Below are 13,059 nucleotides of genomic sequence, written 5' to 3'. Positions count from 1 at the left end.
GGTGTTCTACCTGGGCCGACGAGCCGGGGTACCCGTGCATCGCGAAGCGATATGCGGGGAGCGATGACGCGAGGCGCCGCCTGGCGCCGGCAGACCCTGGACGAACTTCCGGCGGCGACCACTAAGTTCGGCTGGGCTCGCGGGGACTGCTCAGCCGCGGCGGGATGGCAGGGGCACGACTCCGCAGACCCGCGGTGGCAGGCCGGCCATGGCGGTGAGCAGGTCCGCGAAGGCGTGCAGCTGGGCCACGGCCTCCGCTGGCCGCCAGCCACGGCGGCCAGCGGCACCGGTCGTCTCGGCCCAGTCCGGTGACCATGAGCAGCGCAGTTCCACGTCCGAGCTGTGACCGTCCGCCGCGAGAACACCGAACCGCCGCGAGTTCGTGATGGTCACGGTGCCGCCCAGCGCACGGTATGCGGCATGATTCGCCTCCAGCGCCTCGCACAGCCACGACCAGGCGACTTCGGGCAGACACGGGTCTATCGCGATCTCTGTGTCGACGGCCGCTCGGGCATAGCAGACGAACCTCGCGGTGCCCTCCCACGCGCTGTGCCCAGCCGGATCGAGAAGGAGGATCAATCGTCCGGAGGCCGCTTCGTCGTCGTCACGGGACAGGCCACCGGCGATGGCGAACGCATACGGCGCGAGTCTGGCGGGCGCCTGGATCTCATGCAGGGTGATCTCTGCCGGAGCCCGCCCCAGCGCGTCCCGTAGCGCGGACGTGGCGGCCACGAAGACCGGCGGCGCGCCCTCCGGAGACAGCGATGCGCCCATGGACGTCACGTTAGGACGTCCCGTCCGTACGCGCGCGACAGCGACCGGGCGACCGGGCGACCGGCCCGGACACGCCAGGGCCCGCCAGAGCCGGCCGGCCGGTCAGACGACATGGCGCGACCGGTGCCGGGTCGGCTGGCCGGTGAACCGGCGCGGCGCTCGCGCGGATGTCCGCTCCGGCCTGGCGACGATCTGTCGCGGGTCGACGAACAGCGCTGTTCCGCAGTCGACGCACGCGCGTTCAGGACAGTCCATCCCGTGTCCGTCCACACATGGTGGCTGCTCGAAATCGCGCGTGTCGCCGCACTCGGGGCACACCCGCTGGGTCAGCCCGTCAGCGCACGTATGGGCCTGTTCCACCCGAACACCACTCCTAGGGCACGTCCCGTCAGGAGGGCACGCGTGGACATCACGGACCCTCTCGTCCCATTCGGACCGTCCCTGACGGTGGCACGGACCAGCCTCAGAGCCATGTATTCGGGCTCGGCGTGTCGTGTATGTTCAAGTGTGTTCAGGTGGATACTTTTAGTGAAAATGGTGGATTGCGGTCGTTCCTAGGGCGTGCTGGTCGGTGCGGGCGTGGCCGAGCTGTCCGCGGGCGTCCGTACGCGGCCGGCTGCGGGTGGGCGCAGCCAGCGGCGTTCCACCACATAGGGGGCGATGGGCAGGACGGCGGCGCCGAGCGCCAACAGCGTCTTCGACACCGGCCAGCGGTGGTCGCGGGCGACGGCGATCATTATCGCGCAGTAGGCGAGGAAGAGCCCGCCGTGGATCGGGCCGAGTACCCGGACCCCGCCGGGGTGGCCGGTGCCGTACTTGAGCGCGGTCGCGACCAGCAGGAAGAGGAAGGACGTCGCCTCGGCGACCGAGAGAACCCGCGCGGGTGCGAGCATCCGCGCGTCGCCCTCTTCGCCGCGGGGGCTGTCGGCAGTTGGCATGTCCTGGCCTCCACGGTGCCTGTCAGTGCCCATCGCGGCGTAACCCCCCCGTGCGGATCCGCTGGGGAGCGGTCGCGGGCGGATGTCCGCTACGTCAGGTCGGTTCACAGTCTGCTACATCTTTCTACGTCACGTCGAAGATAGTCGAGACCGGGAGGCCTGCCACGGCCGTTGTCGCGGGCTTCATTTTCCATTACTCTTCGTGAGAGCTTCGTCCCCCCTGGTGGGGCGTGACCGATGTCGCGGCGATTGAGGTCGCCGTCTGCGCAGCGGGCGCGTCCGGCATGCAACCATCGAGTCCATGTATTGCGTAGCGGTGCCCGGGGGTGAAACCTCGGGCGCGTCTGTTGGAGAGCCCGAACCGCGCGATGCGCTGTTCTTGCGGGCGTGTCGAGGCGAGCCCACCGAGCGCACGCCGGTGTGGTTCATGCGGCAGGCCGGCCGCGCGCTGCCGGAGTATCGCCGGCTGCGGGCCAACACCGCCATGCTCGACTCCTGTCGTGATCCAGCCATGGTGACCGAGATCACTCTGCAACCGGTGCGGCGTTTCCGCACAGACGCCGCGATCCTGTTCTCCGACATCGTCCTGCCGCTTGTCGCGATTGGTATGAACATCGACATCGTCGCCGGTGTCGGCCCGGTCGTTGCGGATCCGATCCGTGACCGAGCGGCGCTGAGCAGGCTGCGGCCAGTCACCGGCGATGACGTGCCGTATGTGGCCGACGCCGTCCGCACGCTCGTCGGCGAGCTCGGGCCGATCCCGCTGATCGGGTTCTCCGGCGCGCCGTTCACCCTTGCCAGTTACCTGGTCGAGGGCGGTCCCAGCCGGACGTATGCCCGCACCAAGCAGCTCATGTACACCGAGCCACGGCTGTGGCACGAGCTGCTGGGCCGGCTCGCCGACATCGCCATCGGCTACCTGCGGGTCCAGGTTGAGGCGGGCGTCAGCGCCATCCAGCTGTTCGACTCGTGGGCCGGTGTACTGGACGAGGCCGACTACCGCCGTTATGTGCTTCCGCACAGCGAGCGCGTGCTTGGCGCATTCGCCGATTCCGGCGTCCCGCGCATCCACTTCGGGGTGAACACCGGCGAACTGCTCGGCGCCATGGCGGAGGCCGGCGCGGATGTCGTCGGGGTGGACTGGCGGGTCCCGCTGGACGAGGCCGCCCGGCGGATCGGCCCGGTGCGCGCGGTCCAGGGCAACCTCGACCCGGCTGCCGTCTTCGCGCCGGCGGACGTACTGGCGGACAAGGTCCACGACGTGTGCGTCCGCGGTGGCAAGGCCGGCGGCCATGTGTTCAATCTTGGGCACGGAGTGCTGCCCGAGACCGATCCCGGCGTGCTCGCCCACATCGTGGACCTGGTTCATGCGGCCTCCCCCGGATAGTGGCTCCGCCACCATCCGGGGACCCCGGGCGCTGTGGTGGGCCGTTGTTTGGGGTTTGCTGATCCGCTTTGCGAATCAGCAATGGCAGCGGAGCTGACTGTGGGGTGGCTCTGCCACCATCCGGGGACCCCGGGCGCTGTGGTCGGCCGCCGGCACGTGCTGATACCGCACATTCTCGGGGCGGCCTGAACCGGTCGCCGGGCACGGAGGGAGACTGGACTCGCGGCGGCCGCACCGGGCTGGCGGCCGCGATCGGGAGGAGCGGGTCCGCATGCGGGTCGTCGTGGTCGGAGCGGGCATCGCGGGGCTGGCCGCGGCGCATGCGCTGCGGGGCCGGGCCGAGATCACCGTGGTCGAGTCCGGTGACCGTGTCGGAGGCAAGCTGCGGACGACCCCGTTCGAGGGGCTTCCCATCGAGGAGGGCGCGGAGTCGTTCCTCGCCCGTGTTCCGGACGCCGTGCGTCTCGCCCGTCATGTGGGGCTGGGCCACGACATCGTCCATCCGGCGACCACGGCAGCGTCGTTGCTGATCTCCGGCCGGCTGCGGCCGTTGCCGCCGCGGACCCTGCTCGGCGTGCCGACCGACGCGATCGGCCTGATCCGCTCGCGGGTACTCTCACCGGCCGGTCTGATCCGTGCGACCGCCGACCTGGTGCTGCCGCGGACAGCCCTGCCGGATGACCCCACCGTCGGTGGCTATGTGGGTGCCCGGGTCGGCCGCGAGATCGTCGAGCGGCTCGTCGACCCGCTGCTCGGCGGGGTGTACGCGGGACGGGCCGATGCCATGTCGCTGCGTGCCACGGTCCCGCAGCTAACCTCGATAATGTCCGAGGAGCGCTCGCTGCTGCTCGGAGCGCACCGGGTGCGGGCGCGCACCGCGCCCGCGGACCCCACGGGCGCGCCGGTGTTCGCCTCGGTCCGCGGCGGCCTCGGACGGCTCGCCGCGGCCGTTGCCGATGCCAGCGCGGCAAAGATCCTGCTGGGCACGACGGTTCGCGCGGTGAGCCGGACAACCGCCGGTTGGCGGATCACCGTCGTTGGTGCCGGCGCGCCGGGCGAGTGGGACATCGACGCCGACGCGGTGATCATCGCTGTACCCGTGCCGGTGGCCCGCACGCTGCTGGCCCGGGTGGCTCCGCACGCCGCCGCACCGTTGGCCGCTGTCCCTTACGCGTCGGTAGCACTGATCACTTTTCTCTACCGTGCGGCGCGGCTACCGCCCGGCAGCGGTTATCTGGTGCCGCCGCGTGAGGGTGGGGTCGTCAAGGCGGCCACGTTCATGTCCGCGAAGTGGCCGCAGCTGTCGGCCGGTACGGATGCCACGATCGTGCGGGCCAGCGTCGGGCGCGCCGGTGATGCACGCGACCTGGAGCGTGCTGATGTCGAGCTTGCCGGTGTGGTCGCGGCCGAGCTCGCCAGCACGACCGGGTTGACGGGTCGCCCGGCGGCCAGCCGGGTGACCCGTTGGCCTGACGCGCTCCCGCAGTATCTGCCTGGTCATCTGGACCGGGCCGCGGCTGCGCGCCGGGCGCTGCCCGCCGGCATCGCGCTGGCCGGCGCCGGTTACGACGGGGTCGGCATCCCGGCGTGTATCCGCTCTGGCGAGGCCGCGGCGGAAGCGGTGCTGCGCGCTGACGACGCTGTGCGGGCGGGCCACGCCGGGCGGTGAGACCCAGCGGGTGGCACTGACACGGTGCCGGGTACCACCGGGTCAGGCGGCTCCGGCTGGGCGACAATTGGGCCATGTCCGAGACCTCGAGTGGCCGCCAGCCGAATAATCATGATTCTTTCCGTACGGCCGGAGGCTCCGCGCAGACCAGCACGGAGACTGCCGCACGTACGGACGCGCCATCCGCACGCGATCTTAACGCCGAGCTTCTTTACACCTCCTGGTCGGTCTTTGCGGCGCGGGACCCGCTGCCCGCGGACCGCGGCGCCGTGATTGCGGAGGTGGAAGGCCTGCTCGCCGGGGCCTTGGCCAAGGACGTCTACACCCGCGGTGTCTATGACCTCAGCGGCTACCGCGCGGACGCCGACCTCCTGCTGTGGTGGACGAGCCCGGATCCGGATCTGTTGCAGGAGACCTACCAGCGGTTCCGTCAGAGCGCGCTGGGGCGGAGCATGACCGCGGTGTGGTCCGGGGTCGGCCTGCACCGGCCGGCCGAGTTCAACCGCAACCATGTTCCCGCCTACGTCCGGCGCGAGGATCCCCGGCCCTACGTATGCGTTTATCCGTTTAACAGGTCGCTGGAGTGGTATCTGCTGCCGGACTACGAACGTCGGGGTATGCTCGCCGAACACGGGATCATGGGCCGGGAGTTCGCTGATGTCCGGGCGAACACGGTGGCTGCCTTCGGCCTCGGTGACTACGAGTGGTTGTTGGCCTTCGAGGCGGACGAGCTGCACCGGATCGTCGACTGCCTTCGGCACCTGCGCGGCAGCCGGGCACGGGCACACACCCGGTTGGAGACACCGTTCTTCACCGGTGTCCGCAAGCCGGTCGCGGATCTCGTCGCGGCGCTGCCGTAGAGCCCGTGCCGCGGTGGAGACTCCCGTCGGCGGAATGATGATCTTTGCTACTTTGTACCCGTTCTTCCGCTGGGCGGGTCACGTTCCGATCCGTCGGCGGGGAGACCTTTCGGGTAAACTGCATATTATGCTGCAATTACGGCGCGTAACTTGGCTACCGATCGCGGTTGGCTGTGATTCTCTGCTACCATTGGTCACCGTAAGTTCGTGGATGTTCAGCGCTCGTCACCTCGTCGACCGCCCCCGGTAACCTCAAGGGGGCCGCTGGATTGCTTCTCGAGTGGTATTGGTACGGTTTTCCGCGTGGTAATCCAGTACGGTTGGCCCGACATGTCTTTCGCGGTTCCCGTAGGATCTGACAACGGCGGCCGGAACGCGGCGGCTCGGTTTACCGATCTGCTGGAACGGGTGGGTTTCTGGCTCACCGCGATCGGTTCTGCCGCGGCCTGTCGGACCTGCCGCGCGATCGCGTCCATGCCGTACCGGGGAACGGAGCACGCGCTGCCGGAGATCGAGTTCAGATATCCGACCCGCCCGTCACGGTGTTCGACGGAGCCTGGGCGGCTGTGGCGGGGGCCGCTCCCGGGGCGATCGGTGCTGGTTCGCGGTGGCCACGACGATGCGAGCGGGTACATCCACCCGGTCGTGACGGAGTACCGCTGACGGGCTCCCTGATTGAGCGGATCGGGGTCCTATGATTGCAAACAGTCAGAATTTGTCCGAGTCCTGGGGGGCTGGCAGTGACGGAGACAATGCCCGATGACGCTCGGGCATCGACAGGGGCCGGATTGGCGCCTCTTGTCCGCGGTTTCGACGTCTGGGATCAGGCTGATCCCGACTTCGGTGACATGCCGCAGGGCGCCAGGCAGCCTCGTCGGCGCCGGCCCGCGGTCCCGGACTCCGCGGCTACGGGTGCCATGGAACGGGTGGGCTACCGTGCTCAGGTTGCCTGGGAGCGCAGGTACGTCCGCCTTCTCGTTGTGTTCGACTTTTTAGGCTGCGTACTCGCCGCGGTTATGGCGTTTTTTGTGCGTTTCGGCGACAATCCGGTCCAGTCCTCGTGGCCGTACATCCTGATGAGCGGCGTGCTGCCGCTGGCCTGGACGTTGTCCATGGCATTCGGGCGTGCCTATGAGGGACGTTTCCTCGGTGGTGGCTCGGAGGAGTTCAAGCGGGTTGTGAACGCGGCGGCCCGGGTCACCGCGTGCGTCGCGGTGATTTCCTACGCGACAAAGCTGGAGATTGCTCGAAGCTATATTCTTATTGCGTTTCCCGCCGCCACCATCCTGTCGCTTGTCGGTCGGACCGGTGGGCGCGCCATTCTTCACCACATGCGACGTAATCGTCGCTGTCTGCACAGGGTGCTGGTTGTCGGTGCTGGTGAATCCGCAGCGACGCTCGTCCGCCTGGCCCACCGTGACCCGACGTCCGGATGGTCGGTGGTCGGGGTCTGCCTTGACCGGTCACCGGGCCGCCACAGTCACGACCTGCCGGAACGAAGCGGCTTCGACCTGCTCGGGGTTCCCATCGTCGGGACGCTGCACAGCCTTCACACCGCGATCCAGGCGACCAGGGCGACAACCGTCGCCATCTGTCCGCAGATGGACAGCGACATGCTTCGACAGGTCATGTGGGCGCTCGAGGGCAGCGACGTCGACGTGCTGGTGAGTTCCGCGCTTACTGACGTCACCGGCCCCCGTATCTCGATCCGCCCGGTGGCTGGACTACCGCTCCTCCATATTGAGGAACCAGAACTCACCGGTGCCCGGCGGGTCTTGAAGGCGCTGGTCGACCGCCTCCTCGCGCTGGGGGCAGTCATGATTTTCGCGCCGTTGCTGTTAGGGATAGCGATCGCCGTCCGGCTGAACAGCCGAGGCCCGGCAATCTTCAAGCAGACCAGGGTCGGTCGCGGTGGCGACACGTTCCGGATGTACAAGTTCCGCTCGATGTACGTCGATGCCGAAGCGCGCCTGGAAGAGCTTCGCGCGGAGAACGAGCGTTCCGAGGGACTGCTGTTCAAGATACGTAATGATCCGCGGGTGACTCCGGTCGGGCGCTTCCTGCGTAAGTGGTCGCTGGACGAGCTGCCCCAGCTGTTCAACGTCCTGAACGGAAGTATGTCGCTGGTCGGCCCGCGGCCGCCGCTGCCGTCGGAGGTGGCGAAGTACGAGGGCGACGTGCATCGCCGGTTGATGGTCAAACCGGGCCTCACCGGGCTGTGGCAGATCAGCGGTCGTTCTGATCTTGAGTGGGACGAGTCGATCCGCCTCGACCTGCGTTATGTCGAGAACTGGTCGCTGGCCATGGACTTCGTGATTCTCTGGCGGACGCTGTTCGCTGTCGTACGCCGTGAGGGCGCTTACTGACCAGGAGCACCCGGGAGAGGGATGGACCCGATCCTCGCCGCGAACCTACGTTCCTACGCGGACGGAACGCGGGTCGCCGAGTATCTCGCTACCGCTTACCATGCACGCCGGGTGGCGGATGCCGTGGACCTGCTGACGCGGGAGACGCGGCGCCGGGCCGTCCGGCCCCTGATCGTCGATCTGGGTGCCGGGGCGCGAGCCGTGAGCGAAGAGCTGCGTCGGCGTGGCGCCCACACCGTCATGGTGGATATGGACGCCCACCTGCCCGGCCAGGCGGCGTCCTGGCAGATCCCGATGGTGCGAGCCGACCTCTCGCGCCCGCTGCCGTTGCGCTCCGCCAGTGTGGACGGTGTCTTCGCCGGTGAGATCATCGAACATCTCTTCGACCCGGTCGCGTTTCTCCGGGAATGCTGGCGCGTGCTGGCCCCCGGCGGTGCGCTGGTGGTCACCACGCCGAATCTCGCCACCCTGCAGGACCGCGTTCGTTTCCTGTTCGGGCGGAACCCTCGGCAGATCGACCCCCACCACCCGTATCTGAAGCTGCACATACGCCCGTTCACCTACTCGTCACTGGCGCGGACTTTTCACGTCTGTGGGTTTCGGCTGACCGGGTTCCGCTCCAACTACGTGGTGGTGGGCGGAGACGAGCGGAGCATGTCGGTACGGTTCCTCGCGCGGCTGTTTCCGTCGATCGGCGGTTCCCTGGTGCTCGCGGGCGTCAAGGCTGCGGACGGGGCGGGGGGTGCGTCGACCCGGTAGGTGTGCGCTGTCGCCGGGCTCCGGGACCGGTTAGCGGTTAGGTGGCCAGCGGGCGAGCGATCATGTTTTTTCCCGCGCGAACGGCGGTCTCAAAGATTCCTGGACGGTCATCACCCGTGGCTGCCGCCGCCAGCGAAGCCGGTGCGTGCAGCGGGAACGTCGCGTGGCCGACCGTACAGGTGCCGTACGGGCTCATGCCGTACACCGCCAGCTCGGTAAGGACACCGGAGTACACCTGTGCCGGCGGCAGTTCCATCAGGTCGACCCGGGAGTTCGGGTCATCGGGCCAGGCGAGCGTCACATGGGGATTGAACCGGTCGCAGCCGGCATCGGCTACCTCGTCGTAGCCGTAACGGGCGAGCTGGGCTACGGCGGCCGGGTGGGATGGGAGCCGGCCGTCCACCACCGCGCGTAGATTGTCGCCGGCCGGGCCGACCTCTCGCAACCGCCCTCGGCGCAGCGGTTCCACCGCCTTGATCACGCTGCGTTGCAGGAAGGTCCATGCGGGGGAGCGGGCGAAATACATCTCCGGCGCCCCGTGCGGGTTGTGCCGGTACTCATCTCCGACGGCACACAAGGGTGGTACCGTGCGGGCGACCCCGCGTACCGCGTCGACGACGGCTGGTATCTCCGCTGGCGTGACCGCGAGCATGAACAGCGACACATGGGGTTCACAGACGCCGCCAGCGGCGGCTGGGTAGGGCTCGCCGAGGCGGAAGTGGGACGGATAGCCATTGGCCGCCATGCGGTGTGCCAGCGCTTTGCTCGACGAGACCGCTTGTTCCCGCGCCCGGCCGGGCAGGAGGAGCACGACGTCCAGGGTGATGCAGGCCTGCGACGACACCATGATTTCCTTTGCTCGATGTGTCCTACGCCGTCTGACTCGGCATGGATGACTCCGGTTCGGGCCCGCGGGGTTTTGCCTCGATGCGCTCCGGGGATTGCGTGGCTGTCGGCATTGCGTGGCTGTCGGCATTGTGTGGCTGTTGGCATTGTGTGGTCACCCGATGACGGTGTCAGCACAGTGTCGCAGATGTTACCGACTGGCTCACCTTCCTTGCGGTTCTGGGTGTGTGAAAGCCGTGCCAGCTGGCTGGCGATACGGCGGACAGGCGCGTGACCATGCTGCTTCCGGCTTTCACTAGTCGAGGAAGATGCCGGTTCCGACGACGACGGCCAGCCCGGTCAGGAGCGCTGGCAAGCCGATCCGAAGACCAAGCTTGCTGTACTGCCACGCGCTCACCTCGACGCCGAGGCGGGCCGCCGTGTCACGCCAGAGCAGGCCCGCGAGCGAGCCGTGCAGAACGAGAACAGGCCCGAAATTCACGCCGAACAGCAGCGGCCAGAGTTTCTCCGTATGGCCGCCGACCTCCGGCAGGCTGATGAGCAGCGCGGGGAGATTGTTAATCGTGTTCGCGCCGAGAATGGCGACCGCGGCGACCTGGACCTGCGCGAGTGCTCCCGAGCCGCGGAACAGGGAGCCGAGGCCCAGGTGGGGGGATGCCGCGGTCGCGACGATCCCCAGGCTCAGGGCGAGCGCTGCCGCGCCGAACGGGACGTCCCTGACCCGTACCGTCCGGGTCAGGGCCACCAGCGCGATGTCGGCGGCACCGGCTACCGCCCAGGCGGGGATGTGCACGAGGTCGCCGACGGTGAAGCCGAGCACGACGAAGATGACGATCGGCGCGCCCAGCCGCAGGGCACGTCCGTCCACCGGATCGGTGATCGTGCTGTGCGGGGCTGCGGCGGTGCCGGCCCGCCGATAGAAGAGCCAGCCCACCACCACTGCCACCAGCGATGCCGGGCCGAGCCGCAGGGCGAAGTCGGCGACGCCGAGCCCGTAGGCGTCGGCGGCGATCAGGTTGGTGAGGTTCGAGATCGGCAGCGCGCTGGAGGCCAGGCATGCCAGCAGCGCCGGTTGCGCCGCCAGCATGGTCGGGTCGAAGCCATGCCGGCGCGCGGTGTGGATGTACAGCGGGGTGAGCAGGACCACCGACGCGTCGAGGTTGAGGAAGGTCGTGACCGCCGCGGCAAGTGCCCACAGCCCCAGCCGCGCGTTCGGGCCGGTTTCCACCAGCGCGGCAACGGACGCGAAGAAGCCAAGCCTGTCCAGCATCACCGCCAGCGGCACGGCCAGCAGCAGAAAGGCCAGCGGCGCCACTGGTGGGCGGATGGCCTCGAGCGCGGCGTCGGTGCTCATGGCACCGACGAGAAGCAGCAGTACCGCGGCGGTTACCGGCGCCGCCCATTTCGGCACCCGGACGGGGCGTATGAAAACCCCTACAACGGCGGCCGTCAACAAGGAGAGCCGAACAACCGCCACCGTGCTCATGGTATCTCTCGCCGGAGAGCGCACCACAGAGTAATCATTCAGCACCCTCGCGGAGGGTACTGATTTGCCGGTGCCGGTGCCGGTGCCGGTGGCGGTGGCGGTGGCGGTGGCGATGTGTGATGACCGTGGTCGGGTGGGTGCCGATGGCGGGGTTGGCACGGTGTTGCCTGGCTGGTCGGCGTGTCGGTGCGTGTGGCCGGGGCCGGGGCCGGTTTGATCGGTTCGTGCCTGATCCGGACGGTCCGTCGCCCGAGGCGTTGGCTGTGCTGGTATGGCTGCAGGCACGGCAGATCGCCGCGCTGATCGCGGCGGACACGAAGCTGACAGCGGTCAACGAGGCGCTGACCGCTGCTCAGGAGGAGTTGGCGGCCCGGTTAGCGCGGGTGGAGCATCTGCTCTCCCGGAACAACGCGAACTCATCGATGCCGCGGTCGAAGGACGGCGAGCCGGGCCGGCCGGTACCGAAGGAGAGCAACCGCCGCGGCGGGGGTAGCCAGAAGCGGCCCGCGGGCGGGCAGAAGGGCACGGCGGGCTCGCATCTGGCGTTCACCGACACCCCGGACGAGCCGGTCGACCGGTTCCCCGAGGGCATGTGCATCTGCGGGACCGCGCTGGCCGAGGCGGTCGACCTGGGAATCGTCGACCGCTACCAGCAGACCGAGATCCCGCTGGTCACGGTCACGGTCACCGAGCACGACCAGCACGCGGTCGCCTGCCGCTGCGGGAAGGTCCACACCGCGGCCCGGCCCGGTCGGCTACGGGCCGAACCTCGCGGCCTGGTGTGTCTACCTGATGGTCGTCCATCACCTGCCGGTGGCCCGCTGCGCCGGGCTGCTCGCCGCGCTGACCGGCGCGGCTCCCTCGGCCGGGTTCGTACACGGCCTGCCCACCCGGGCCGCGACGGTCCTCGGCGAGGCCGACCGGCGGATCCGGGCACTGATCACCCTGGCGGTGGTCGTGGTGATGGACGAAACCCCGCTGCGCGTCGGGCCCCGCCTGCCCCGGCCGGGCCGGAAGAAAGCCGAACGCCACATGCTTGTCGCCTGCACCGACCTGTACACCCGGGGTTCCTGCTCGGTGACCGCGACCTGGCCACGTTCCGGGCCTCCGTACTCACCGAGCTCGCCGCCGCCGCGGTCGTCGTCCACGATCCGTTACCACCTCTACGACCACGAACTGTTCACCGCCGACCCTGCCGACACCGAGCCCGGCCTCGACCCGGACGAGGCCGACGCGGTCGTCTTCGTCGGCCTCGTCCACCAGCTGTGCACCCAGCACATCTACCCGGACCAGGCGTGGCCAGTCCAGATCGCCGACGCGCTGCGCGGCCTGGTCCACCACACCAACACGACCCGCCACGACACCGCCCTTGCCACCGGTGACGGACACGACCCGGCGCACTGCCGGCACTGCCAGCCCACCGGCCCGGCGGTGCCGCTCGATGAACTACGCCGCCGGTTCCGCCAAGGTGTACTCGTCGGCCTGGCCCACACCACCGACCACGGAATCCGGCCCGGTGAGCGCCCCGCCCGCCTGCTCCTCGAGACGCTACACACCCGCGAGGACGACGTCCTGCGGTTCCTGACCGACCCGACGATCCCGCCCACCTCGAACGACGCCGAACGGGCACTGCGCCCCGCGAAGATCCAGCAGAACATCTCGGGCCGGCTGACCAGCGAGACCGTCACCCAGGATCGGTATACCATCCTCGGCTACCTGAGCACCGCCGCTAAACACGGCCTCGACATCATGACCGCCCTGCGCCAAACCTTCGGTGGCCGGCCCTAGATCCCAGACTTCCCCGCCCCAGGCTGACCAAGTCTTCACCCACGCACCCACCGAACCGGAGGCACCCGCCCACCGGTCATCACGCCACGCCACGAACCGCAACCCTCAGCGCACCACTTGAATGATTATCTCCGCGCAGCCCTGGAGAAATACCAGGACTGCAGTGTCCACGGTAAAGCTGGGGAC

Annotated in this window: 13 protein-coding genes and 1 pseudogene; 8 read left to right on the top strand and 6 right to left on the bottom strand. The window is 68.9% G+C overall.

What is annotated here, in order from left to right:
• Window positions 1-150: 150 nt before the first annotated feature.
• From MJ797_RS01530 to MJ797_RS01520, 3 genes are all read right to left on the bottom strand, one after another.
• Window positions 151-774 carry a DUF3000 domain-containing protein gene (locus tag MJ797_RS01530; RefSeq protein ID WP_239330876.1) on the bottom strand — a complete coding sequence of 208 codons (624 nt, stop codon included), beginning with the start codon at window positions 772-774 and terminating at the stop codon, window positions 151-153.
• A 102-nt stretch (window positions 775-876) separates the two neighbouring features.
• The gene (locus tag MJ797_RS01525) at window positions 877-1,134 is read right to left on the bottom strand and encodes a hypothetical protein (protein ID WP_239330874.1); all 258 of its coding nucleotides are present in this window, start codon (window positions 1,132-1,134) and stop codon (window positions 877-879) included.
• 194 nt (window positions 1,135-1,328) lie between these two features.
• The gene (locus MJ797_RS01520) at window positions 1,329-1,712 is read right to left on the bottom strand and encodes a DUF3817 domain-containing protein (protein WP_239330871.1); all 384 of its coding nucleotides are present in this window, start codon (window positions 1,710-1,712) and stop codon (window positions 1,329-1,331) included.
• Between the two features lie 301 nt (window positions 1,713-2,013).
• Between MJ797_RS01520 and hemE the strand changes: the two genes are divergently transcribed.
• The 6 genes from hemE to MJ797_RS01490 all read left to right on the top strand — a co-directional run bounded on the left by hemE (window position 2,014) and on the right by MJ797_RS01490 (window position 8,753).
• Window positions 2,014-3,099 carry a uroporphyrinogen decarboxylase gene (hemE, locus tag MJ797_RS01515; RefSeq protein ID WP_239330868.1) on the top strand — a complete coding sequence of 362 codons (1,086 nt, stop codon included), beginning with the start codon at window positions 2,014-2,016 and terminating at the stop codon, window positions 3,097-3,099.
• A gap of 271 nt (window positions 3,100-3,370) precedes the next feature.
• Window positions 3,371-4,768: a protoporphyrinogen oxidase gene (hemG, locus tag MJ797_RS01510; RefSeq protein WP_239330865.1), complete on the top strand. Its 1,398-nt coding sequence runs from the start codon at window positions 3,371-3,373 to the stop codon at window positions 4,766-4,768.
• Between the two features lie 74 nt (window positions 4,769-4,842).
• Window positions 4,843-5,628: a hydrogen peroxide-dependent heme synthase gene (hemQ, locus tag MJ797_RS01505; protein WP_239311775.1), complete on the top strand. Its 786-nt coding sequence runs from the start codon at window positions 4,843-4,845 to the stop codon at window positions 5,626-5,628.
• Window positions 5,629-5,958: 330 nt separating this feature from the next.
• Window positions 5,959-6,291, top strand: coding sequence for a hypothetical protein (locus MJ797_RS01500; RefSeq protein WP_239330842.1), 333 nt, complete (start codon window positions 5,959-5,961; stop codon window positions 6,289-6,291).
• Window positions 6,292-6,545: 254 nt separating this feature from the next.
• A complete protein-coding gene (locus MJ797_RS01495; RefSeq protein ID WP_308128268.1) occupies window positions 6,546-7,994 on the top strand; it encodes a sugar transferase in 1,449 nt (482 codons plus the stop codon).
• Between the two features lie 21 nt (window positions 7,995-8,015).
• Complete coding sequence (locus MJ797_RS01490; RefSeq protein ID WP_239330836.1) at window positions 8,016-8,753, top strand: bifunctional 2-polyprenyl-6-hydroxyphenol methylase/3-demethylubiquinol 3-O-methyltransferase UbiG; 738 nt, start codon at window positions 8,016-8,018, stop codon at window positions 8,751-8,753.
• 37 nt (window positions 8,754-8,790) lie between these two features.
• Here MJ797_RS01490 and MJ797_RS01485 read toward each other — a convergent pair whose 3' ends face one another.
• The 3 genes from MJ797_RS01485 to MJ797_RS01475 form a co-directional block, all read right to left on the bottom strand.
• The gene (locus tag MJ797_RS01485; RefSeq protein WP_239330834.1) at window positions 8,791-9,600 is read right to left on the bottom strand and encodes a hypothetical protein; all 810 of its coding nucleotides are present in this window, start codon (window positions 9,598-9,600) and stop codon (window positions 8,791-8,793) included.
• 294 nt (window positions 9,601-9,894) lie between these two features.
• A complete protein-coding gene (locus MJ797_RS01480) occupies window positions 9,895-11,085 on the bottom strand; it encodes an SLC13 family permease (RefSeq protein ID WP_239330819.1) in 1,191 nt (396 codons plus the stop codon).
• Between the two features lie 416 nt (window positions 11,086-11,501).
• Entirely contained in the window at window positions 11,502-11,819 is a 318-nt protein-coding gene (locus tag MJ797_RS01475) for a hypothetical protein (RefSeq protein ID WP_239330817.1), read from the bottom strand.
• A gap of 34 nt (window positions 11,820-11,853) precedes the next feature.
• Between MJ797_RS01475 and MJ797_RS26905 the strand changes: the two are divergent.
• Together MJ797_RS26905 and MJ797_RS01470 are read left to right on the top strand one after the other, a co-directional pair.
• Window positions 11,854-12,120: pseudogene (locus MJ797_RS26905) on the top strand (transposase); the annotation flags it as partial.
• Window positions 12,118-12,873: a transposase gene (locus MJ797_RS01470; RefSeq protein WP_255738101.1), complete on the top strand. Its 756-nt coding sequence runs from the start codon at window positions 12,118-12,120 to the stop codon at window positions 12,871-12,873. The pseudogene MJ797_RS26905 and the gene MJ797_RS01470, both read left to right, overlap by 3 nt.
• Window positions 12,874-13,059 lie beyond the last annotated feature (186 nt).

The organism is Protofrankia sp. CiP3, from assembly GCF_917627345.1.
GTDB lineage: Bacteria > Actinomycetota > Actinomycetes > Frankiales > Frankiaceae > Protofrankia.
The sequence above is the reverse complement of the archived record's forward strand: the minus strand, read 5'-3'. Positions and strand labels throughout refer to the sequence as shown.